The following is a 23,209-nucleotide window of genomic DNA, read 5'->3' as shown; positions in this document are numbered from 1 at the left end:
TGTTTATCGTGTAGTTGCTTGGCGCGCGGCGCGGCTACACCGCGCCATTGCTTGTGACAGTTGCGTAAGTCCTGAACAACTTACCCTCCAATACCTTTGCAACTCAAGTAGTTCATCGCTTTGGGTTTCCTCTTGCCTATAGGGACTACTTTCGATTGCTTGGGAGGTTGAGGCGGACGGCATTTCTCACAATAGAGCGGTCGCACACCAAAAGTTTCTCTCTGGGTGGCTCATATCTTGCACCTGGAAATAGTAATGTCAATTCCATTACTAAGTGCTAAGGGCATTTCCAATAAGACTATTTTGAGTATTTTAACTGGTTGACAAAAGTGCAATTACCTTATCTCACTGATGTTGGTTCTCTGTGGGTACTGATTGCCAAGCAAGGTGATGTTTCCAGTGCGATGTGAAATTAAGTTTAACTGCTTGCTTAAAGTCCTCCAAAGCTACTGAAAAAGCTTTCTCTTTTAGCTCTACCTGGTTGTTCAACTGTTTATGGCATTGTGGATTCCATACATATTTTTGACAAGTTTGGTGGGCAATTTCTACATCAATGCCATTTTCAGGATTTCGAAAGACAGGATGATAATGTAACCTGTTGCAACAAACTTGCAACCATTCTTGCCATCCACACTGCCACAAGCGAACTGTTCCATCAAGACTAGCGCTGGCAATCAGTTTACCACTAGTGCTAAAAGCTGCGGAATTTACCCAATACTCATGTCCGCGCCAAGGTTGACCAGTGGGGTTGCCGTTGCTATCCCACAAGCGGATTGTAAAATCATTGCTGGCACTGACAATCCACTTACCATCAGGGCTAAAGGCGACAGAATTGACCCAATTTTCATATTTGCGCTGCGATCGCCCGATGACCCGATCTTGTAGTATTTGATGTAGCTCCCACAAACGCACAGTTTTATCGCCACCACTAATAATAAATTTGCCATCGGGGCTAAAGGCTAAGGAATTAACCTGTCCTTCATGTCCACGCCAAGGTTGAGTAATGGGGTTGCCATTGATATTCCACAAGCGTATTGTCTGATCGCAGCTACCACTAATAATAAACTTGCCATCAGGGCTAAACGCTACAGAATTTACATGTCCTTCATGCCCGTGCCAAGGTTGACCGATGGGATTACCTTGAATGTCCCACAACCGCACTGTAGAATCACTGCTACCACTGACAATAAACTTGCGATCGGGGCTAAAGGCGACGCAAATAATTTTTGCCTCATGTTTGTGCCAGGGTTGAGTTATGGCGTTACCTTGTAAATCCCACAAACACACCGTTCCGTCAAAACCAACACTGATAATAGAATCGCCATTTGCGCTAAAGGCGACGGAAATAACTCCTTCCTTATGTCCCCGCCAAGGTTGAGTAATGGCGTTACCTTGTAAATCCCACAAACACACCGTTCCGTCAAAACCAACACTGACAATAGAATCGCTATTTGAGCTAAAGGCGATGGCAATAACTCCTTCCTCATGTCCCTGCCACTGTTGAGTAATAAGATTACCTTGTAGATCCCATAAACACAAAATTCCGTCAATACTGCCACTAACAATAAACTTGCCATCAGGACTAAAGGCTAGACAATTAACCTCTTGCTCGTGTCCCAACAAAAATTGAGCAGTGGGATTGCCAATAATATTCCACAAACATATCGTAGAATCGCTACTGCCACTGGCAATAAAGTTGCCATCAGGACTAAAAGCTAGACAATTAACCTCTTGCTCGTGTCCACGCAAGCTATTTGCTTCTGTGGGCGTGTTTGTTGCTTCCTTTAAGCTTCCCAAAACAGAAGCTAGAAGCTGATTTGGATATTTCTCCAGATTCTCACCCATTGTTTGAATTGCCAGCACCAAACCCTCTAGCGGTTGGACAGGAAGTAAATTCAAAACCCTAGCGGATTGTTCGCGCAGTTTTAATTCAGTCAGTGCAAGATTTAACTTTTGAATCTCTTGTTCCTGTTCTCTCAAATGCGAATCATGCCATCCAGCAGTAGGATTAATAAATTGATGAACTTGTTCGCTGAAATAACTAAATATTTGCTCTTTTAGTTCTTGATAAGTCTCTATTTTAAGAACCCGATTTTGAATATTTTCGCTTTTCCACAGTACATCTAGAGTGTATTGCAGAAGTGGTAAAGAATCACCTTGTTGGTGAAAATCACCAATAATTTGCTCGATTAGTCCTTGTTCAAAAGTAACGCCATGCCTCGCAGCAGGTTCAGCGATCGCTAACTTTAATTCATCATCGCTCATTCTAGTGAGTATACAACTATAGCGATCGTGGATCTTCGCAAGTTGCGGATACTCACTAAATCTATCCAAAAAATCAGATCGCATTGTTAAAACAATTTTGACAGAGCTATCCTGCTGCTGGTTCAATTGAAAGAGACTAGCAACAAATTTGTCACGTTCCGGTTTTTGAGTTTTCGTAAACAGTTCTTCAAATCGGTCTATAAAAATCAGAACCCGCTCATAATCTTGTTTGAGTAATTTAACAATTTTAATTAGGGTATCTTCTCTGATTTCTCGACAGCTATCAGCTATTTTTGATTGTTTCCCATAAGTAAAAGCCAGACACTTATAAAGAGATTTAAAAGGATTTTTATCTGGTTGAAAAGTGATATTGATTAACGAATTTTTATAAGATCCTAAATAAGTAATTAAACCTGCCATAATCAACGATGATTTGCCACTGTATGCTGCTCCTAAAAGCAAGAGTGCATCATCTTTTTTTAAGCGATCGCTAATCTCAGCAATCCATTTCTCCCGACCAAAAAATTTGTCTTTATCTTTAATTTCAAAAGTTTTTAATCCTAAGTAAGGAGAGTCTATTTTGAGTGGACGACGATGAATGTCCTCAGATTGACTGTCAGAAAAAAAGTTGTATTCAGAAATACCTTGGATATGATATCCAATATTTATATCGCTTTCAGAACTGTTAACCATCTATATCTCCTTACCTTTGGACACCCCTAGCTAAATCTTTCCCTCAGTTATAGTTCCTCAGCTAATCTTTTTGACACTCCCTGAATTATAAATTCGGGGATTCTTGCTTCACAGGGACTCCAATCGTAAAAAATTAAGGTTTTAAATAGCTTTATTCAGCAAAATTACTTAAGTAAATTTAAAAAATATGTAGTAACTTTGTCCTAAAACGCCGGAAATGACAAACGAGATGGAACTTTTTGATAACCTACACCTTGCTATGTTTAGCGGCAAAGGTGGAGTCGGAAAAACAACAATCTCCTGCACCTTTGCATATCGTTGGGCGCAGAAATTTGTCAACGAGCAAATTCTTTTAATCTCAACCGATCCGGCTCACTCTCTTGGAGATGTCTTACAAGTTAGCGTTGATGACATTCCTCGTCCCATAGCGGAACTACCCAATCTACGAGTCAGGGCGTTGGATGCAAAGCTTCTGCTACAAGACTTTAAAGAACGTTATGGTCAGGTATTAGAACTGCTAGTAGAACGAGGTAGTTTTGTTGAAGGAGAAGACTTGTCTCCAGTTTGGGATTTAAATTGGCCTGGACTAGACGAATTGATGGGTTTGTTAGAGATCCAACGTCTTTTCAACGAACAGCAGGTAGATCGAGTAGTAGTGGATATGGCTCCTAGCGGTCATACTCTCAACTTGTTTGGCTTAATGGACTTTTTAGACACTTTCCTCCACTCTCTTGAATTGTTTCAAGAAAAGCATCGGTATATTAGCAAGACCTTTGCTGGGAGTTACACACCCGATCGCGCTGACGATTTTTTGCATACCCTGAAAGCTGAACTTTCCCAAGGTCGCCGTCTGCTTCAAGATTCTAAGCATACAGCTTGTTTGTTAGTTGCGATCGCCGAACCAATGAGTTGGTTGGAATCAAAACGATTCCTAGAAGCCTTACAAACCATGCAAGTTCCTTGTGGAGGCTTGTTTGTCAACCAAGTCCTTGCCAGTGCGACTGACCGCGATCGTTACCAAGAACAACAACCACTGATCGGTCAGTATACGGATCTTGCTAACGGAAAGCCGATTTTTATCGTGCCACAGCAAGATAAGGAGCCTTTAGGGATTCTAGCCCTCAGCCATCTGATCGACCAAATCCATGTTCCTCAGATGGAACCGCTATTTCCTATCGATCTACTCCCAGTTCAATGGCCGGAAACAATTCCTCCTAGCTTTGGAGATTTTCTCACCAGAGGTCGTCGCTTGTTATTAATTGGCGGTAAAGGTGGAGTAGGTAAGACTACAGTCGCAGCTGCGATTGGTTGGGCTATGGCTCAACAACATCGCGATCGCAAAATTCGCATGGTTTCCATCGATCCAGCCCACTCCTTGGGTGATGCCTTTGGTCTGAGTTTAGGACACGAACCATATCAAATAACTGCCAATCTTCGAGGTCAGGAAGTAGATAGCGATCGCCTTCTAGAGCAATTCAGAGCCGATTACCTGTGGGAACTCGCCGAAATGATGAGTGGCGAAATCCAAACAAGCGAAGCTATTGAAATGGCATACGCTCCTGTTGCTTGGCGCAAAATTGTCGAGCAAGCTTTACCAGGGATTGATGAAATGCTTTCCTTGTTAACAGTAATGGAATTGCTAGAGCAACAAGGAGAAGACTTGATTATTTTAGACACTGCTCCTACAGGACATCTTCTGCGTTTTCTAGAAATGCCAAATGCACTAGCAGACTGGCTAGCATGGATTTTCAAACTTTGGATCAAGTATCAAAATGTTCTTGGTCGTACAGAGTTTATGGGGCGTTTACGAACTTTGCGACAGCGCGTAGTCAAAGCCCAAAAAGTGCTAAAAGACCCACAGCAAGCAGAGTTTATTGGGGTTACACTTAACCAGGCTAGCGTACTTGCCGAACAACAACGCTTGTTCAAATCTCTGCAAGAAATAGGTGTAAGCCAGAATTACCTTGTTCTAAACCGCTTTACTTCTACAGCGATCGTTAATTGCGATTTTCCAGATTTAACAATGGTTCGCTTACCAGTGCTTCCTCGCTCAGTTCAGCCTTTAGAACGCATCCAAGCAGCCGCCGCCTGTTTATTTTAACGGCTAATTAGACTAAATACTTTCATACCCAAAGAGAAATTTATTATGCATCGCACTCCAAATCGCGGACAAATTCAAGCCAAACTTAGCTCAATGCCTCCTCAACGTTCTCAAGCAAGAGTTTACTTAAATGCTTACAAAATGATGTTGGAAAAAGAGCGTTTAGAGCAGGAACTACAGAAACTCGAAGCACGCCGACATCAGATTCAGCAGCGTCTTGCTATTTTAAATAGTCAAATCATTGCTGAAGAAGCCATCACCCATCAGCAAGCAAATACTGACTTAGAGGACAATACACCAAAATTCAACACCATAACCTTGGAATACTAAGTACTAATATTTCAGCTTGCCTATTCTTCGCAACTTCCTTGCGCGGTTGTACCTGAAAAATTGCGATCGCTTCGGTAAACACTCACGCTTTCCTACTGTATACACAAGGAAAGGTGATAAAATAACCTAGAATTTTTCATCCTTCAATACTCTCTTCGACAAGAATATCGCCATTACCTACAATAGTATTTTGAAAATAAGCTCCGTGAGACCGACCGAAATCACTGAGGTAAGACCCTTTGAGATTAGCATTTTCAAATCTGGCACAAACTGCGTCAGCATTGGTTACACTAGCTCCTTCCAAGTTAGTACCAATGAACTTAGCCAGACTCAATTCGGCATAGCTGAGATTAGCCCCACTCAAGTTAGCTCCACTCAAGTTAGCAGCTAACAAATTAGCTCGACTCAAATTAGCCCCACTCAGGTTAACTCCACTCAAGTCAGCCTCTTCCAAATTGGCCCCACTAAAATCTCTCTCCCCAGCAGCATATCGCTGCAACAACTCAAGAGCAGTTATCTTCATCTACTGACCTTTGTATTATAGACACGAAAATTCGTTGCTTAGTTATTTCTTACTTCTACTCAATTGCCTAAAATTAGCCAGATCGCTTCACAAGGAATGGAGAATTGACATCTAAAAGCCAATTCTCATCAATAAATTCTAGATTTCCATCATAAATAAGAACTAATTCACCAAGTTTTTGAGCATTTCGACTCGCAGTTTTTGTATTATCAACAGCATCAGCTATGAGCAAAAACTTTAGTTGTAAAAAACGTTCTTTGTGAGTAACGCCTATTGAACTGCTAACTAATTCGGCTGTTAGGGTACGAGGTAACGTACTTTGCTCATAATATTCATCTTGTTCATCCCAATAGCCACACACTTTATAATCACACTGATCAAGATGTTCTTGAACAAGAAGATTAGCATCTAAACTTTGTAATATTTCAGTTAAATCTTGCCAAACTTGATAATTTTTTAATCCGAGCCTTGTCATAGTTATGTGAGTTTTATGTTCTGTTACCAAACCAGGGAAGTGCAATATAATTCAAATGTTTACAAGTTGACTAGTTAGATTGTAAACCAGTAGAAAGTACACTGTTGGGACAGTAATTTATCAGTAAGTTGGGAAAGAATTAACCGAAATGGAAAATTATAACAATTTCTTGCGGGAGCTAAAAGAACGCATACGCAACGCCCAGGTACGAGCAGCATTATCTATTAACCGCGAATTGATATTGCTCTATTGGTAAATTGGGCGAGATATTCTTCTTCGACAACAACAACAGGGATGGGGAACAAAAGTTATCGAACGTCTTGCCAGGGACTTAAAAGAAGCCTTCCCTGAGATGAAAGGATTCTCAGCACGTAATCTTAAATATATGCGGGCTTTTGCTGAAGCTTACCCAGATGAACAAATTGTGCAACAGCTTGTTGCACTAATTCCTTGGGGGCATAATGTCCGTATTTTGGATGCTATCAAAGATACTTCAGCAAAGCTGTGGTATGTACAAAAAACCTTAGAAAATGGTTGGAGTCGAAATATTTTAACTCTACAAATTAATAATAGACTTTTTGATCGTCAGGGAAAAGCTGTCAATAACTTTGATGCTATATTACCCTCTCTTCAATCAGACATTGCTAGAGAGACTTTAAAAGACCCTTACGTTTTTGATTTTTTAACTTTAGGAGAAGCAGCACAAGAACGAGAAATAGAAAAAGAGCTTGTTAAACATATTACCCAATTTCTTTTAGAATTAGGTATAGGATTTGCCTTTGTTGGGCAGAAGTATAATTTAAAAGTTGGAAATGAAGATTTTTATATAGACCTGCTTTTTTATCATGTAAAATTACATTGTTTTGTAGTAATTGAACTGAAAACAGGTAAATTTAAACCTGAGTATGCAGGAAAAATAAATTTTTATCTTTCGGCTGTAGATGATTTACTTAAATCTCCTATAGATAGTCCTTCAATTGGTTTAATTTTGTGTGCAAGTAAGGATAATATTATTGCTGAGTATGCATTGCGTGATGTCAATAAACCAATTGGCATTGCTGAATGGCAAACTAAACTTACTAAATCATTGCCCAAAGAGTTACAAACAAATTTACCAACTATTGAGCAGTTAGAAGCAGAATTGGAGAATTTGTCTGTAGAAGTAGAAAACGAAGAAAAAGAATAGTACATCCTCTCTGCGTCTCTGCGCTACACCAGTTGCTTCAAGTCGGCAAAGCCGCCCAACGCACTGGCTCCTCTGCGTGAAAAAAATCATCCCGCCTTTATGCAACGCCCTATTCCCTATTTTCTGTTCCCTGCTTTTCTGCTTCCAGAATCGCTAATAAAAGAGCTTCTTCCTGAATTTCAAACTCTTCTTCGGGAATTTCTCCCATATCAAAAGCAAGTTGCAGTGCTAGAAGCTGCTTGCTAAGATTTTCTTTATCATCAATTTCAGTACTTGCTTGTTCTAAAATTTTTTCCCCAAGCCACGTTACCCCCATTAATGGGCCGGTAATCGGTAATAGTAAAAAGCGCAGAACCATATCAGTTTACACTCGTGTGGATTTATTAAAGCTGTCCTCGCAAGACCGTAATCATGCTGATGACATAAATATAAAACATTACTAGTCTTATGTTGATGCCAAAATTCTTTGGATTTGAGTCCAGTTAAGGCTTATTGACATCCGTATTTTATATATCCGATGTGCAAAAAATTACTTTTTTAGAAAATTCTTATTTTGGAGGTACTTAGAGCTTGACAACAGTATTAAATGCATCTCCCCAACGATTTGTCAATACCCCTGCTGTTCAACGCATCGCTCAACGTGCTTTGCGCTATCTACAGTCAGGTTTTTCAATACATTTGCGTGGTGCAGCCGGAGTCGGGAAAACTACTCTGGCAATGCATCTAGCTGATTTGCTCAACCAGCCGATCATCCTCTTATTTGGAGATGATGAGTTTAAAACCTCAGACTTGATTGGTAATCAATTAGGTTATACCCGTAAAAAGGTTGTTGATAACTTCATCCACAGCGTTGTCAAAGTTGAGGATGAACTCCGACAACATTGGGTTGATGCACGATTAACCTTAGCTTGTAAAGAAGGATTTACGCTGGTTTACGACGAATTCAACCGATCGCACCCGGAGGTAAATAACGTTTTACTCTCCGTACTTGAGGAGAGGTTGTTAGTATTACCAACAAACCAACATCGAGCCGAGTATATCCGGGTTCATCCTCAGTTTCGGGCAATCTTAACATCAAATCCTCAAGAGTATTGTGGAGTTCATGCAACTCAGGATGCTTTGATGGATCGTGTTATTACCATTGATATGCCTCCACCTGATGAACTAACTCAGCAGGAAATTGTAGTTCATAAAACAGGCATAGATTCCGAGAAAGCAGAAGTAATTGTTCGTGTAGTACGGACGTTTTGGAGTCGATCTAGCTCTGGACAGGGCGGTGGATTGCGTTCCTGTCTGATGATTGCCAAAATCTGCAACGAACACGAAATTTCTGTAAACCCTGGAGATCCTAACTTCCAAGATATTTGTGCCGATATCCTGCTTTCTCGCACGAATCAACCTCTCATGGAAGCAACTCGGCTACTGGAAGAGGTTTTAAGTGAATTGTATCATAGTACAAATACTCAATCTCAGCCGTCAGAGATAATACCAAATAACCAAGATCGGGTTGTATTGGAACAACGAGTACCTTACGAGCATGAAGTCTACAACTATCTGTGTAATTCTCCAGGAAGGCGTTTCTCTGAATTGGCAGTAGAACTAGGGATTGATCGCAGTCAAATTGTGGCTGCACTCAAATCTCTCAGGGAGCAGGGAGTATTAGTACAAATGCAGAGCAATGCCGAGCCACCGAACATCTCACAAACAGTTGCTTTTGATTCTGGTCATTTAATAAAAAAATGAGTACTAATACTAACCGAGGAGCGATCACCACATCAACTCAAGGTTCTACCTTGGCAGATATTCTAGAACGGGTTCTGGATAAAGGCATTGTTATCGCAGGAGATATTTCTATTTCTGTAGGCTCTACAGAACTGCTCAACATTCGGATTCGTTTGTTGATTTCTTCTGTTGATAAAGCCAAAGAAATTGGAATTAACTGGTGGGAGAGCGACCCCTATCTTAATAGTCAAACTCGCACCTTATTAGCAACTAATCAACAACTTCAAGAGCGTCTTGTCAGTCTAGAAACAGAACTGCGATCGCTCAAAGCACTCAATCCTATTAATCATCAGAATGCAGGCGATTAGTAAATCAAAAGGTTCCGATTCCGGTTTAGCACCGTTGTTACTGACGGTTGTTGAACTGATACGCCAACTCATGGAAGCTCAGGTGATTCGGCGAATGGATGCTGGCACCCTCAACGACCATGAGCTAGATCGAGCTGCCGAAAGCCTGCAACAGCTTGAACAACAGGTTGTTAAGCTTTGCGAGATATTTGATGTTGACCCAGCCGAGCTAAATATTAACTTGGGTGAAATGGGAAATTTACTTCCCCAATCTGGAGGATACTACCCCGGTGAAACCTCTAGTCAACCGTCTATTTTAGAACTCCTCGATCGCCTATTAAATACAGGTGTTGTGGTTGAAGGTGACTTGGACTTAGGACTGGCTCAGTTAAGCTTAGTTCATGCCAAATTAAGACTAGTACTCACCTCTAAACCCCTGTAACTTTTTTATCTACATTCTTCTTGGTAAGACATTCTTATGAGTTATGGCTTTTACATTTATGGAATTTTGACCTTGCCTGCTCCAGAAAACTTAAATTTACAGGGCTTAGATCGGCAACCTGTAGAAATTAAAATTTTGGATGATTTTGCAGTCATCTACTCGGAAGCACAGCAAGAGCGTTATTTGGCCAGCCGTCGTAACCTGCTAAGTCATGAAAAAGTCCTTGAGGAGATCATGCAAGGAGGCGATGTCTACGACGGGCTACGCCAACGCTATTTACTGCCAGTGCAATTTGGACTTTTGGTTTCAAGCTGGGAAACGGTTTCACAGCAATTAATTCGTCCTCATCAAGAAGAATTGACGCAATTGCTTGCAAAATTATCGGGTTGCCGAGAAGTTAGTGTCAAAGTTTTTTGGGATACTGAGGCAGAAATTCAAGGACTATTGGCAGAACACCCAAATCTGAAAACCGAAAGGGATAAGCTAGTGGGCCAACCCCTGAGTATGGAGCGGGTAATCCAAATAGGGCAAACCATCGAACAGGGAATGAGCGATCGCAAGCAAAGCATCATAGATGTATTTAAAAGCACGCTCAACTCCATTGCGATCGAAGTAGTAGAAAATACTCCCCAAATGGACACAATGATCTACAATTCAGCCTACCTAATTCCTTGGGAAGCAGAATCACAATTTAGCGAACACGTTGAAGCACTCGATCGTCAATTTGAAGATCGTTTGCGAATTCGCTACAACAATTTCACTGCCCCGTATAACTTTGCTCGTCTTCGATTATCCATTTCCAACTGAATTAATTCCTCTCCCTGTTGAACAGCAATAAAAATTGAGAATGAAAAATTATTTAAACTTTTAATTTTTGGGAACAGGACTTACGCAATAACTCTCTAAAACTCTTATTTCTCTGCGTCCTTTGCGTCCTTGGCGGTTCGTTTTTTCATTGTTGTGCGTAAGTCCTATGAAAATAAAATTTTTCTCTACCTTTTATTTAAGTAAAATCAATGGACGACATATTTAAAGGATTTGAACACCTATTAGAAATTGCCAAAGCTTTAGAAGAAAAAGTAGAGAAAGGCGAGTTAAAAACTTCTATTCAAATTCGCTCTCATAATCTTAGTAGTATTCCCCGGCAAGGCAATATTCCCAGAACAAATAATTCCAGCCGAGTCAGATCCAATTCCACCGTTGGCACTACACCAATGGATGATACTGATGTTACCCCCCCATCAGCTCGGACGAACTCAAAAACTTCTTGGCAAGATGTCGGCGGCTTGGCTGATGTCCTCCAAGAAATCAGAGAGTTAGTTGAAATTCCACTTAAACGTCCAGATTTATTGGTGAAATTAGGGTTAGAGCCTCCGAGTGGGGTTTTGCTAGTTGGCCCGCCCGGTACGGGAAAAACTTTAACAGCCCGCGTTTTGGCAGAAGAGTTAGAGTTAAACTACATTGCCATCAATGGCCCAGAGGTGATGAGCAAGTATTACGGCGAAGCAGAAGCTCGTTTGCGAAGTATTTTTGAGAAAGCAACTCGTTCTGCTCCCTGCCTGATATTTATTGATGAAATTGACAGCCTTGCCCCAGATCGCAGCCAAGTTGAAGGTGAAGTTGAAAAAAGACTAGTGGCGCAGTTGCTTGGGTTAATGGATGGGTTTGCCAAAACCGAGGGCGTAATTGTATTAGCGGCAACAAATCGTCCCGATTATCTCGATCCGGCGCTGCGTCGTCCGGGACGCTTCGATCGCGAAGTTCAGTTTCGGGTTCCTGATCGCAATGGACGATTGGAAATTCTGACGATTTTGACAAATGCCATGCCCTTGGAGACTTCAATTAATTTAGGAGCGATCGCCGATTTGGCTGTCGGTTTTGTCGGAGCTGATATTAAAGCTCTTTGTCAAAAAGCAGCCTATATTGCCCTTCGTCGTCAAGTCCCCTCGCTCAACAGTCCCGTTCCTGAGAACATGACTATCATGCAGCAGGATTTTCTCGAAGCAATTAAGGAGATAAAACCCTCAGTTCTCAGGGATGTAGCAATTGAAGTACCAAGTGTCAGTTGGGATGACATTGGTGGTTTGGATGATGTGAAACAAAAACTTCAAGAATCTGTTGAAGGCGCACTCCTCTATCCCGAACTATACGAGCAAACCAAAGCCAAGCCTCCTCGTGGGATTCTGTTGTGGGGGCCGCCGGGAACGGGAAAAACATTACTTGCAAAAGCGATCGCTTCCCAGGCTAGAGCCAACTTTATTGCTGTGAATGGCCCGGAATTACTCAGCCGATGGGTAGGAGCAGCAGAACAGGCAGTCAGAGAACTCTTTCGCAAAGCTCGGCAAGCAGCTCCTTGCGTTGTGTTTATAGATGAAATTGATACCTTAGCACCAGCAAGGGGACGATTCACTGGTGATTCTGGAGTTAGCGATCGCGTTGTCGGTCAATTGCTCACCGAACTAGATGGGTTGCATGAATGCCCAAAAGTATTGTTAGTAGGAGCAACCAATCGTCCAGAAACCCTCGATCCCGCCTTGCTCAGAGCCGGAAGATTGGACTTACAAATCAAAATCGATCTACCAGATCGAGCCAGCCGATTAGCGATTTTAGGAGTTCACAATCTAGATCGTCCCTTGGTTTGTGTCGATTTAGAAACTTGGGCGACAGTTACCGAGGGTTGGAATGGGGCAGACTTGGCTTTGTTGAGCAATCAAGCTGCTTTAAGCGCCATTCGTCGATACCGCGCCCAGGGATTGAGCGACTCCAGCCTGATTCAGATTACAAATGATGATTTTCAAGCTACATACCAAATGCTTGCTAATCAGCATCAATCTGAATAGAGGGCAGAAGGCAAAAAGACTCCTGCCTCATCCTAACTATAAATATTTACGCCGACCTACTTATGTCAATATACGCTTATGCTCTTCTAGCCCCCACCGCATCACCACTTGTTCTACCCTTTGGGATGGAAAGGAATATTGAACTAGTTTACTCTTCTGGTTTAGGTGCGATCGTAGAGCCGGAAATCTCACTGGAGGCAATACAGGCAACGGATGAGCGTTTACTTCAAGCTGTATTAAACCACGATCGCGTAATTCGAGAACTTTTTCAACAAACTCCCCTTCTTCCCCTACGCTTTGGCAGGGGTTTTACCTCGCAAGAAAAACTGCTGAATCATCTAGAAAAGCACCAAGAGCAATATCTAGAAGCCTTAACTCAGCTAGCAGACAAAGTTGAGTACACTGTAAAAATGATACCCTGCTCTTTACTTGACGATTCTGACAATATTGATGCTAAGGGAAAAGCCTATTTATTAGCTAAAAAACAACGCTACCAAACACAGCAAGCATTTCAAGCACAACAATGCGAACAGTTGGAACTCTTAAACCAGTTAATTCTCAAAACATATACAAATGTTATTTGTGAAACTCGGCAGTCAGATGTGCGGCAAATCCACTTTTTGGCACAGCGCAACGATTCAACGGTCAGTACGCAGCAGTTTTCCCTTTGGCAGTTACAATGCTCGCACTGGCAATTGGCACTCAGCGAACCTCTGCCACCCTATCATTTTCTCAAAAACACTCTCATATAAATTCATAAAAAATAATATTTATAACTTTCCCAGAAAAAATAAAGATGAGATGATTTTTTCTTGAATTTTTGTCTCAGAAAATATTGTTAACTTTTTAATATTTTTTTATTTTCTTATATTTATCTCGTATTTTTGGGAACACTAAACTCAGGAAGAATAAAACACATTGTGTAATTTTTACCTACTGCTCAATCAGAGCAGGATGAAATCAATAATTAGAGTTGTGAGAGTAAAAGAAAATGGCTGTTGAAAAAGTTAACTCATCTTCAAGTCTGGCTGAAGTTATTGACCGCATTTTGGACAAAGGAATTGTAGTTGATGCTTGGGTACGTGTTTCTTTAGTTGGTATTGAACTGCTATCAATAGAAGCTCGGATTGTTATTGCTTCAGTTGAAACTTACTTAAGATATGCCGAAGCAGTTGGTTTAACATCTCAGGCTGCTGTTCCATCTGCTGCTTAACACCATATTAGAAAAAGGGAGTCATCATGGCTCCTATTTAATATTTCTAGTTAACAAAATAGGAGATTTCAGCTGATGGCTCTCAAGAATTTATGGGAACAAGAGCGATTGCAGCGATTGCAAATAACTGCTGAACGCCGTCAACAAGTTAACCAGTGGAAACAGCTAACTCAAAAAGAATTGCAGCTGCAAGCAGATTTGCTTCATCAAGAATTGAGCAGTTTTGTTACCAGCCTTGACAACAACAGAAAGTTACAACAACAGCAATTTCAGCAAGAGATTGTAGAGCGGCAATTAGAAATATTGCAAATAAAAACAGATGTCTCGCAACGCCAGCAAGAGTACCGCCAACAGCGTTCAGCAAAGGCTCAGGCATTATTCCAAAACTTGCAAAATTTCCGGGCAATCTTACATAACAGTGTTTGGGGCGATTACAGTCATGAACAAGCAGTTTCCCCAACTCCTGCTAAAGAAGAGCAATCAGTTGTAACAGTTCCAAAATGGTCAATCTCCCGTTCTGCAATTAAAGCCACTGGTTTTCGTGCTTCCGTCAATACCATAGCTAAGAAAGTGCCTGTCTTGAATGCGGATACTGCTAAATCTAAAGTGCAGCAATACATTCAGCAAGCTGAAGGAGCTACTCTGATAGAAATTGAAGAGGTGATAGGCTTAAGCCGGGTACAAACAATAGATATCCTGCGCTCCTTGATCAAGCAAGGGGTACTGGAACAACGCGATCGCCAATACTTTATTCGGCAACAAGCAATTTCTTGACAAACTTAATTCAAGCTCATTTATTGTATTTGCAGACTAGCTATTGGGCGATCGTTTGTGTCTGTCGCCTTAAGCAGCAGAGTACAAAATCGATAAGCATTAAAGCTGGGATAGCTCAATCAAGGTTTTGAACTGTGCTATTGGCAATCGCACGATGAAGTTAGTAAGCTGGATTGTTTGAGCAATTCTAATGTAAATGCAAAACTCTAGATATATAAGGAGGTGCGATCCATTGTGAATCAATTGATCGAGCAACTTCAAACTAAATTATTTACAGGCAGGCTGAATCTTGAAGCAAGAGATGGGCCGACTTGGACGCTATATTTTCGTTTAGGAAGATTAATTTGGCAGGCTGGCGGTTATAATGCCGATGAGCGATGGCGACGACACTTGTTGCGGTACTGTTCTAATGTGGATGTGACACAGTTGGAGCAGCTTGTTTCTCCCCAAGAAAATTATCGCGAGTATTCCATTCTTGCTAAGTTGCGAGAACAAAAATTAATCGAACAACAACAACTTGTAAACCTGATTGCAAGCTCAATAGCTGAAGTCCTGTTTGATATAATGCAGTACATTGAAGCCAAAAGAAATGGTGACAATCCAGCAGGGCAGTTGTCACATACTACCGTTGTTGGTGAAGTTCCTGGGGTTCTCCTAGCTGTAATACCAACAGAGGAAGTTTTGAAACGGGCTACACAAGCCTGGCAAGAATGGCGAGATGCAGGACTGGCAACCTACTCGCCCAATTTATTTCCGATAATTCAACAAATTGAGCTACTCCAAGCACAAGCATCCTCTAAACAGATTATTGCTCTAGTTGATGGAACAAAAACTTTACGAGGTCTAGGGCAAAAAAGCGGTCGGGATGTCTTAGCTTTGACTCGGTTATTAATGACATTGGTAAAAACAGGGGCGATCATTTTTTCACCCACTCCAAAGCTCAGGCAGGTTGTGATTAGTAAAGAAACTGGCAACCCGTCCAGTGCAGTTAATAATTCCAATTCTTCACTCAAGACAGAAGAGGATACTGTTTTACAAGTTGCGCCCAATTTCAACAAATTTGCTCCCCCAGCGACTAGTAAAGAAATTTTCAGTCCGTCCAGTGCAGTTAATAATTTCAATTCTTCACTGAAGAAAGAAGAGAACACTGTTATACAAGTTGCACCTCCAGCCGCTAGTAAAGCAATTATTGATGTCTCAAGACCTTTAGTAGCCTGTGTGGATGATAGTCCGACAATCTGTCGCAGTTTGGAGGAAATTCTCACCCATCAAGGTTATCGCTTTCTTGGCATTCAAGATTCCTTGACGGCAGTTTTAAACCTAATTAAAAGCAAGCCAGACTTCATTTTTTTGGATCTTTTGATGCCAAAAGTAAATGGCTATGAAATTTGTTCTCAAATCCGTAAAACTCCAAGTCTCAAAAATGTGCCAGTCGTTATCTTAACAGGGAAAGATGGAATAGTAGATCGGATGCGAGCAAAATTAGTAGGGGCAACTGACTTTTTGGGTAAACCTGTAGAAGCAGACAAAGTACTCAATGTGCTTCACAAGTATTTAAATGTTTAAGTTGAAGTGGTAGTCATGCCAGTGGCTCTCCTAGACACATTTTCAAAACAGATTTTGGATTGTAAATTACTTTCTATATCTGGGTTGGTGTTAATTTATTTGTCGCCATTATTTTTCAAATTCTGAATTAAATAGTTAGGAAAAAAATGAAAAAAATTCTTTTAGTTGAAGATAGCCTCACAGAATCTGAAAAGATGACACGTTACCTAGAGCAAGGAGGATATTCAGTTTATGAAGTTCGCAGTGGTGAAGAGGCTCAACTCAGATTGAAACAACAAAAACCTGACTTGATTTTACTCGATTTGATTTTGCCAGGCCAAAGTGGATTTGAGTTCTGCCGCAAGTTGAAAGCCGATCCTATAACAAAAGGAATCCCAGTAGTGATTTGCTCAACTAAAAACACAGATGTTGATAGAACTTGGGGCAATATGAGTGGTGCCGATGGCTATTTAGTCAAACCTGTAGATGAAAATACCTTGCTCCAGACTGTTAATAAATTTATTCGCTAAAGGAAACTAGGGCAATGGTACAGGGCAATGATAGCTTTAGAGAGCTACCCATAAATAGCCAATTTCGACTTGAAAACTCTCCTCAAGGAAACAACCAGAGGTTTTTAAGATTTCCGTTGAATGGAAAGGTAAATGGGTTACTCCCATTAGCGGATTTGCGGGGAGTAATTCAGGTTGCGCTGACCGAGATTTTGCCAGTACCGCAAGTAGCAGAATTCTTATTAGGCATAATGAATTGGCGGGGAGAAGCGATCTGGATTCTTGATTTAGCAGGTTTGTTGGGAGCAACACACTGGTGTCGGCGAGAAAGTGTGCGTAACTCTGGCATGGCGATGCTTGTTCAAGTCCAGAATCAAACCATCGGGCTGTTGGTAGAGCAAGTCAATACCATTGAAGTTCACGATCCCCAAGAGCGGTTAGCAATTTCGACATCGATGTTACCTGGCCGACTAGGCTCATTCTTACAGGGTTACTTTGTGGATTCTCAAGGTAGCCCTTTGATGTTACTTGACACCCATGTTGTGATTCAAGCCCTTCAGCCTCTTTAACACTAGACCTCTTGCAAAAATAGTTTTGCACTCTTGGGGGGAAGGGGAAAAGGTAAAAACAAAAACCTCGCCCCCCACTTCGTGCCACTACCCTAACGTGGGCGACTTGTTCATTCCTTTTCCCTTTAACCTTTAACCTTTTCCCCTCTTTCTTATCCCTTTACCCTTTTCCCGACTTCTGCAAGAAGTCTACTCTGCATTCTACTTATTAACTCCGACAACTTTAATAGCAAGAAAGATTATGGTAACGCAACCCAATCTTACACCCAACCAACCACACTCAACTTCAAGCAACGGTCATCAAGACATCAGTAACGGGCATACCGTTGTACCTACACAACAGCAAGTTATTTCTACTCTAGAAGAATTGCGAACTGAACTAGATCAAGCTGATTGGGTGGAAACAGGGCCATTGCGAGACAGAATCCGCAAGTTAAAAGAATTGGTAAGTGTGTTTCCGCATCAAGATGCAGGAGATGGATTAGAGGTAGAGCAAGTACAGGCGATCGCTAGCAAAATCCGCCAATTTTCCGATCTAGATACCTTGCTGGTTACTGCTGTGATGGAGGTACAAAGCGCCCTGCAAGCCGATCGCGTGGTGGTGTATGAGTTTACCAATTCGACGCTGGGGATAGTTGCTGCGGAGGCGATGAGGGATGGTTTTACCCCGATGCTGAAGGAAAAACTGCCCACCGTTACTTTTGGGTTGGGTTCTGCCAAGATTTATCAACAAGAAAAATTAGTGGCGATCGCCGATACCTACACTGCAAGCTTGTCTCCTTACCAAAAGCAGCTTGTAGATCGGTTTCAGGTCAGAGCTTGTTTGAGCTTGCCAATCTTAGCAAAAGATGGGGTTTGGGGTTTGTTGGTAGTGCAGCAATGTACTGCACCTCGTCAGTGGCATAATGTGGAAATTAAGTCATTAAAATTACTCGTTCAGGAATTAGAAGCACAACTGCAAGTTGCCGCAATTCAAGCTACATTGCAACAAGAAGTGAAAAAAGACCAAATCCTTACCGATGTAGCAAGTAAAATTCTCCAGTCCAAAGATGTGGATACCATTTTTCGCATTGCGACCCAAGAAGTGCGACAGTCATTAAAATGCGATCGCGTGGCAATTTATCGTTTCCAGCCAGATTGGAGTGGGGAATTTGTAGCTGAATCTGCTGGATCTGAGTGGGTTTCTCTATTAGAAGAACAGCGAAATAATCCAGCAATTGTCAAGAACGTTAACTATTGCAGTGTTAGGAACTTTGCAGACGAAGGGGGATTAGTTGGGACAACAGGGCGATCTCACAGTGCAGATAGCTACATTCAGCATACCCAAGGCAAAAATTTCCATCGCGGACAGATTTATCGAGTCACTAATGATATCTACAGTGGTGGTTTTTCTGACTGCTATATCAAAGTTTTAGAAACCTATCAAGCCAAAGCATACATTATTGTTGCCATCTTCCAGGGAGAAAAGTTGTGGGGCTTGCTGGCTGCCTATCAAAATTCTCAGCCTCGTCAGTGGAAAGATAGTGAAGTTCGACTAATGGTGCAGGTGGCATCCCTGTCTAGTATTGCTATTCAACAGCTGCAATATCAGCAACAACTTTATCAACGCTCTGAGGAGTCAGCCAAACTTGTTGAACGAGAACGTACTGTTTTCGGCATCATTGAAAAGATTGGGCAAGCAATGGATCTTCGCACCCTTTTCCGCACTACAACCCAAGAATTGCGGCGATTTTTAAAATGCGATCGCGCAGTGGTTTATCAATTTTATCCAGATTGGAGTGGAGAAGTTATTGCTGAATCTGTGGCTGCGGGTTGGTCGTCCCTGTTGGATATTCAGGAACAAGAAAACATTTTAAAAACAGGCATGGTATCTTCAGAGCGTTGCCATGTTAAGGATTATGGCTCCCCGATTAAACCTGATGGCGATACCTATCTGAAGGAAACGCAGGGTGGAATGTACGCCAAAGAAAAGCGCTTCCGCAAAGTCAACGATATTTATGCTGCTGGTTTTTCACCTTGCTATTTAGAAGCATTAGAGAAGTTCCAAGCCAAAGCGTACATCATTGTTCCCATTTTCCGCGCTGGTAGTCTTTGGGGTTTATTAGCAGCCTATCAAAATTCTGATGTCCGCAAATGGACTGATGAAGAGACTGGTGCTTTGTTGCAAATTGGCGAATCGCTGAGCATTGCTCTCCAGCAAGCTGAATATATCGAACAGCTACGGTTAAAAAATATCGAAATGACCCAAGTAGCTGAAGTAGAAAACGCCATCGCCCGAATGACGGATAGAATGCTTCATTCCCAACACCCAGAAACAATTTACCGCACTACCTTGGCAGAATTGCGGCAGTTGTTCAAATGCGATCGCCTAGCAATATATCGCTTCAACTCTGACTGGAGTGGTAAATTTATGGCTGAATCCGTAGGAACTGACTGGGTACCTCTGGTTGGTCCTGATATCAAGACCGTATGGGAAGACGAACACCTACAGCAAACCCAAGGCGGACGCTATCGCAACAATGAAACTTTTGTCGTCAATGATATCTATACTGTTGGTCATGCCCAGTGCCACATCGACTTGTTAGAGCAGTTCCAGGCTAAAGCCTACACCATCGCCCCTATTTTTGCTGGCAACAAACTTTGGGGTTTGCTAGGAGCTTACCAAAATAGCGGCCCGCGCCAGTGGAATTCCGAGGAGGTGCGATTGCTGACCAAATTGGGCATTCAGTTGGGTTTAAGCGTGCAGCAAGCCGAGTACATTGAAGAATTGAAAACGAAAAATACAGAGTTGGCGCAAGCAGCAGAAGAAGAACAGGTGCTAACAGGGATGGTGGAAAAAATTCGCCAAGCTCAAGAGGCAGATACAATTTTCCTGAATGTGCTGCCAAGTTTACGCAAACAACTACAGTGCGATCGCCTAGCAGTATTTCGCTTTCATCCCGACTGGAGTCTGGAGTTTGTTGCCGAATCCGTAAAAGATCAATGGCTGTCTTTAGGTGGTTCCGACATCAAAACGATTTGGATGGACGAACACTTACAAGAAACTCAGGGCGGACGCTATCGCAATCATGAAACCTTTGTTGTCAATGATATCTACACTGTCGGTCATGTTCAGTGTTACCTAGAGATATTAGAAAAAATCCAGGCTAAGGCTTACACGATCGCTCCGATCTTTATTGGAAACAAACTCTGGGGCTTTATAGGAGCATATCAAAATATTGGCCCTCGCGAGTGGAAATCCAAGGATGTGCAACTGTTGCGAAAAGTAGCAGTGCAAATGGGTATAGGCTTGCAACAGGTTCAGTATATAGAACAGCTCAAGAAGAAGAATGCAGAGTTAGCCAGAGCCGCAGAAGGGCAACGAGCCTTAACACGGCTCTCAGAAAAAATCCGCCAAGTTCAAGAGCTAGATACAATTTTTCGTAATGCCCTACCAGAATTGCGATCGCACTTGGAATGCGATCGGCTGGCAGTGTATCGCTTCAATCCAGATTGGGGTGGGGAGTTTATTGCCGAATCCGTAAGTCGGGAATGGGTGGCTTTGGTTGGCCCCGATATCAGGACTATATGGGAAGACGAACACCTACAACAAACCCAAGGTGGACGCTATCGCAACAACGAGACCTTTGTGATAAATGACATTTACACTTCTGGTCATGCCCAGTGCCACATAAAAATTCTCGAACAATTCCAGATGAGAGCCTATATCATCACCCCGATTATTGCCGGAAACAAGCTCTGGGGTTTGTTAGGAGCATATCAGAATAGCGGGCCGCGGCAATGGCAAGATAATGAAGTCAACTTGGTAACGAAAATCGGCACGCAGTTTGGAGTTGCCGTTCAGCAATCGCAATACTTACAACAAACCTTAACCAAGAATGAGGAACTGATCAAACTCGCAGAACGGGAAGTAGCAAACGCCCGATTTTCTTATCGCCTGCCAAGTCGCTTAACAGAGATGGCCCAAAGTCATAGTAATGTTCTAGAATTTGTCCAGTTTGCCACCCACGAACTTCGTCAACTGCTCAAAGTAGATCGAGTTGGAGTTTACCGTTTTGAGCCTGATTGGTCTGGAGAATTTGTAGTTGAGTCTGTGACTGGGGATTGGCCTAAGCTTGTGGGCACTAGCCTGGCCAGAGTTAGAGATACCTATCTCCAGTACAACCAAGGAGGACGTTATGCCCGCAAAGAAAGTTTGCGGGTTGACAATATATATACTGTCGGTCATGACGAATGTCACATCCAATTGTTAGAGATGTGGGGAACTAAAGCCTACATGATTTCTCCGATTTTTCAAGAAAATCGGCTCTGGGGGTTGATGGGAGTTTATCAAAATAGCGCACCGCGCCAGTGGGAGCAATCTGAGGAGGATGTTCTCAACCAAGCCAGTGTCCAGATTGGTCTTGCCCTCAATCTTGCAGATTACCTAACACAGGTGCGTATTCAAGAGCAGCAACTAGCAGAAGCCGCAGAGCGCGAACGCACCGCCCGCGAAAAACTCCAACAAGGAGCAATGCGCGTTCTCATGGCTTTGGAACCATCCTTCAGAGGCGATCTTACCGTTCGCGCTCCCCTATCTGAAGATGAAATTGGGACGATCGCCGATGGTTACAACACTACCATCCAAAGTTTGCGAGATTTAGTGCGACAAGTGCAGATTGCTGCTGGCAGGGTGAGTGAAAATTCCAGCAATAACACTACCTCAGTAGTAAAACTATCTGACCAAGCTCAACAGCAGGCAGAACGACTGGAAAACGCTCTGGAACAATTACAAATGATGGTAACTTCCACCCAGATAGTCGCTGCTGATGCTCAAAAAGTCGGACAGGCGGTGCAAAGAGCTAATAACACCGTCCAAGCTGGTGATTCGCTGATGGAAAGAACCGTAGATGGCATTTTGGAGATTCGGGAAACAGTGTCGGAAACAGCGAAGAAGATTAAACGCCTCGGTGAAGCTTCTCAGAAAATCTCGAAAGTAGTAAGTCTGATTGAAAACTTTGCCACTCAAACTAATTTGCTGGCACTCAATGCGGCGATCGAGGCTACCCGTGCTGGAGAGTATGGCAAAGGCTTTGCGGTGGTTGCAGATGAAGTTCGTTCTTTGGCTTATCAGTCGGCTAGTGCCACCACAGAAATTGAGCGACTTGTGCAAGAAATTCAAACTGGCACCAACGAAGTTACCGAAGCAATGGAAGTAGGGATTAGCCAAGTTGTCCAAGGCTCGAACTTGATCGATGAGACTCGTCATTCCCTGAGTGCGATCGTGGTAGCTACCAACGAAATTGGTGGACTAGTACAAGGAATTACTCAAGCAGTTTCCCATCAAAGTCAGCAATCTCAGATGTTGACAGAGGCGATGATGGATGTTTCGGCGATCGCCCGCAAGACTTCAGAAAGTGCCATCCACATTTCCGAGTCTTTTGAGGAACTACGGATGACTTCACAACAACTGGAAACCAGCGTTAGCCAGTTCAAGGTTGACTAAGTAGGTCGTGGTGAATATTTATTCTCAGGATAAGGTATGGGGCAAAGGGGCGGAGGGGAAAAAATTTGTACAAAAACTCTCCCCTGCTCCCCTGCCCCCCTGCTCCCCTGCTCCGCTTGCTGTGCCAAGGCCAGCCCGGCCACCCCCCCCGGGGGGGACGGGGGAGAGGTGATGCGCAACGCGGAGTGTT

General features: G+C 42.5%; 19 protein-coding genes. 15 read left to right on the top strand and 4 right to left on the bottom strand.

Going from position 1 to position 23,209, the window contains the following annotated elements; genetic code table 11:
• Positions 1–345: 345 nt before the first annotated feature.
• Positions 346–2,958, bottom strand: coding sequence for a WD40 repeat domain-containing protein (locus tag RMX98_RS33440; RefSeq protein ID WP_409882075.1), 2,613 nt, complete (start codon positions 2,956–2,958; stop codon positions 346–348).
• Between the two features lie 217 nt (positions 2,959–3,175).
• Between RMX98_RS33440 and RMX98_RS33435 the strand changes: the two genes are divergently transcribed.
• Both RMX98_RS33435 and RMX98_RS33430 read left to right on the top strand, forming a co-directional pair.
• The gene (locus RMX98_RS33435; protein ID WP_322682008.1) at positions 3,176–5,059 is read left to right on the top strand and encodes an ArsA family ATPase; all 1,884 of its coding nucleotides are present in this window, start codon (positions 3,176–3,178) and stop codon (positions 5,057–5,059) included.
• Positions 5,060–5,104: 45 nt separating this feature from the next.
• A complete protein-coding gene (locus RMX98_RS33430) occupies positions 5,105–5,389 on the top strand; it encodes a hypothetical protein (protein WP_322682007.1) in 285 nt (94 codons plus the stop codon).
• A gap of 136 nt (positions 5,390–5,525) precedes the next feature.
• Here RMX98_RS33430 and RMX98_RS33425 read toward each other — a convergent pair whose 3' ends face one another.
• Positions 5,526–5,912 carry a pentapeptide repeat-containing protein gene (locus RMX98_RS33425; RefSeq protein ID WP_322682006.1) on the bottom strand — a complete coding sequence of 129 codons (387 nt, stop codon included), beginning with the start codon at positions 5,910–5,912 and terminating at the stop codon, positions 5,526–5,528.
• A 73-nt stretch (positions 5,913–5,985) separates the two neighbouring features.
• Positions 5,986–6,387: a hypothetical protein gene (locus RMX98_RS33420; protein WP_322682005.1), complete on the bottom strand. Its 402-nt coding sequence runs from the start codon at positions 6,385–6,387 to the stop codon at positions 5,986–5,988.
• A 256-nt stretch (positions 6,388–6,643) separates the two neighbouring features.
• Between RMX98_RS33420 and RMX98_RS33415 the strand changes: the two genes are divergently transcribed.
• On the top strand, positions 6,644–7,573 hold the full coding sequence (locus tag RMX98_RS33415) for a YhcG family protein (protein WP_322682012.1): 930 nt from the start codon (positions 6,644–6,646) through the stop codon (positions 7,571–7,573).
• Between the two features lie 109 nt (positions 7,574–7,682).
• On the opposite strand, the gene RMX98_RS33410 is transcribed toward RMX98_RS33415, so the two are convergent.
• On the bottom strand, positions 7,683–7,931 hold the full coding sequence (locus RMX98_RS33410; RefSeq protein ID WP_073640812.1) for a gas vesicle protein GvpG: 249 nt from the start codon (positions 7,929–7,931) through the stop codon (positions 7,683–7,685).
• Positions 7,932–8,143: 212 nt separating this feature from the next.
• Here RMX98_RS33410 and gvpN point away from each other — a divergent pair, with 212 nt between their 5' ends.
• The 12 genes from gvpN to RMX98_RS33350 all read left to right on the top strand — a co-directional run bounded on the left by gvpN (position 8,144) and on the right by RMX98_RS33350 (position 23,019).
• Positions 8,144–9,316: a gas vesicle protein GvpN gene (gene gvpN / locus RMX98_RS33405; RefSeq protein WP_322682004.1), complete on the top strand. Its 1,173-nt coding sequence runs from the start codon at positions 8,144–8,146 to the stop codon at positions 9,314–9,316.
• Positions 9,313–9,663 carry a gas vesicle protein gene (locus RMX98_RS33400; protein WP_322638063.1) on the top strand — a complete coding sequence of 117 codons (351 nt, stop codon included), beginning with the start codon at positions 9,313–9,315 and terminating at the stop codon, positions 9,661–9,663. Before gvpN ends, RMX98_RS33400 begins: the two co-directional genes overlap by 4 nt.
• Complete coding sequence (locus RMX98_RS33395; RefSeq protein ID WP_322682003.1) at positions 9,650–10,084, top strand: gas vesicle protein K; 435 nt, start codon at positions 9,650–9,652, stop codon at positions 10,082–10,084. Before RMX98_RS33400 ends, RMX98_RS33395 begins: the two co-directional genes overlap by 14 nt.
• Before the next feature lie 36 nt (positions 10,085–10,120).
• A complete protein-coding gene (locus tag RMX98_RS33390; RefSeq protein ID WP_322682002.1) occupies positions 10,121–10,891 on the top strand; it encodes a GvpL/GvpF family gas vesicle protein in 771 nt (256 codons plus the stop codon).
• Between the two features lie 209 nt (positions 10,892–11,100).
• On the top strand, positions 11,101–12,924 hold the full coding sequence (locus RMX98_RS33385; protein ID WP_322682001.1) for an AAA family ATPase: 1,824 nt from the start codon (positions 11,101–11,103) through the stop codon (positions 12,922–12,924).
• A gap of 62 nt (positions 12,925–12,986) precedes the next feature.
• Positions 12,987–13,676 carry a GvpL/GvpF family gas vesicle protein gene (locus tag RMX98_RS33380; protein ID WP_322682000.1) on the top strand — a complete coding sequence of 230 codons (690 nt, stop codon included), beginning with the start codon at positions 12,987–12,989 and terminating at the stop codon, positions 13,674–13,676.
• A 239-nt stretch (positions 13,677–13,915) separates the two neighbouring features.
• The gene (gene gvpA, locus RMX98_RS33375) at positions 13,916–14,137 is read left to right on the top strand and encodes a gas vesicle structural protein GvpA (RefSeq protein WP_163931998.1); all 222 of its coding nucleotides are present in this window, start codon (positions 13,916–13,918) and stop codon (positions 14,135–14,137) included.
• A 75-nt stretch (positions 14,138–14,212) separates the two neighbouring features.
• Positions 14,213–14,911, top strand: coding sequence for a gas vesicle protein GvpC (locus RMX98_RS33370; RefSeq protein ID WP_322681999.1), 699 nt, complete (start codon positions 14,213–14,215; stop codon positions 14,909–14,911).
• Positions 14,912–15,145: 234 nt separating this feature from the next.
• Positions 15,146–16,477, top strand: a complete 1,332-nt coding sequence (locus RMX98_RS33365) for a response regulator (protein WP_322681998.1) — start codon at positions 15,146–15,148, stop codon at positions 16,475–16,477.
• A gap of 146 nt (positions 16,478–16,623) precedes the next feature.
• On the top strand, positions 16,624–16,986 hold the full coding sequence (locus tag RMX98_RS33360) for a response regulator transcription factor (protein WP_322681997.1): 363 nt from the start codon (positions 16,624–16,626) through the stop codon (positions 16,984–16,986).
• A 14-nt stretch (positions 16,987–17,000) separates the two neighbouring features.
• On the top strand, positions 17,001–17,534 hold the full coding sequence (locus RMX98_RS33355) for a chemotaxis protein CheW (RefSeq protein ID WP_322681996.1): 534 nt from the start codon (positions 17,001–17,003) through the stop codon (positions 17,532–17,534).
• A 241-nt stretch (positions 17,535–17,775) separates the two neighbouring features.
• Positions 17,776–23,019 carry a GAF domain-containing protein gene (locus RMX98_RS33350; protein ID WP_322681995.1) on the top strand — a complete coding sequence of 1,748 codons (5,244 nt, stop codon included), beginning with the start codon at positions 17,776–17,778 and terminating at the stop codon, positions 23,017–23,019.
• Positions 23,020–23,209: the final 190 nt, after the last annotated feature.

It is taken from the genome of Nostoc sp. DedQUE02, assembly GCF_034531035.1.
GTDB lineage: Bacteria > Cyanobacteriota > Cyanobacteriia > Cyanobacteriales > Nostocaceae > Nostoc.
Note: the sequence above shows the minus strand (reverse complement) of the source record. Positions and strands in the feature narration are given on the sequence as shown.

Excerpts from the sequence above, each read along its gene's own strand:
- RMX98_RS33395 (WP_322682003.1), top strand. The coding sequence starts at position 9,650 with ATGCAGGCGATTAGTAAATCAAAAGGTTCCGATTCCGGTTTAGCACCG.
- RMX98_RS33390 (WP_322682002.1), top strand. The coding sequence starts at position 10,121 with ATGAGTTATGGCTTTTACATTTATGGAATTTTGACCTTGCCTGCTCCA.
- RMX98_RS33420 (WP_322682005.1), bottom strand. The coding sequence starts at position 6,387 with ATGACAAGGCTCGGATTAAAAAATTATCAAGTTTGGCAAGATTTAACT.
- RMX98_RS33355 (WP_322681996.1), top strand. The coding sequence starts at position 17,001 with ATGGTACAGGGCAATGATAGCTTTAGAGAGCTACCCATAAATAGCCAA.
- RMX98_RS33385 (WP_322682001.1), top strand. The coding sequence starts at position 11,101 with ATGGACGACATATTTAAAGGATTTGAACACCTATTAGAAATTGCCAAA.
- gvpA (WP_163931998.1), top strand. The coding sequence starts at position 13,916 with ATGGCTGTTGAAAAAGTTAACTCATCTTCAAGTCTGGCTGAAGTTATT.
- RMX98_RS33440 (WP_409882075.1), bottom strand. The coding sequence starts at position 2,958 with ATGGTTAACAGTTCTGAAAGCGATATAAATATTGGATATCATATCCAA.
- RMX98_RS33370 (WP_322681999.1), top strand. The coding sequence starts at position 14,213 with ATGGCTCTCAAGAATTTATGGGAACAAGAGCGATTGCAGCGATTGCAA.
- RMX98_RS33360 (WP_322681997.1), top strand. The coding sequence starts at position 16,624 with ATGAAAAAAATTCTTTTAGTTGAAGATAGCCTCACAGAATCTGAAAAG.
- RMX98_RS33430 (WP_322682007.1), top strand. The coding sequence starts at position 5,105 with ATGCATCGCACTCCAAATCGCGGACAAATTCAAGCCAAACTTAGCTCA.
- RMX98_RS33425 (WP_322682006.1), bottom strand. The coding sequence starts at position 5,912 with ATGAAGATAACTGCTCTTGAGTTGTTGCAGCGATATGCTGCTGGGGAG.
- RMX98_RS33435 (WP_322682008.1), top strand. The coding sequence starts at position 3,176 with ATGACAAACGAGATGGAACTTTTTGATAACCTACACCTTGCTATGTTT.
- RMX98_RS33410 (WP_073640812.1), bottom strand. The coding sequence starts at position 7,931 with ATGGTTCTGCGCTTTTTACTATTACCGATTACCGGCCCATTAATGGGG.
- RMX98_RS33400 (WP_322638063.1), top strand. The coding sequence starts at position 9,313 with ATGAGTACTAATACTAACCGAGGAGCGATCACCACATCAACTCAAGGT.
- RMX98_RS33350 (WP_322681995.1), top strand. The coding sequence starts at position 17,776 with ATGGTAACGCAACCCAATCTTACACCCAACCAACCACACTCAACTTCA.
- RMX98_RS33380 (WP_322682000.1), top strand. The coding sequence starts at position 12,987 with ATGTCAATATACGCTTATGCTCTTCTAGCCCCCACCGCATCACCACTT.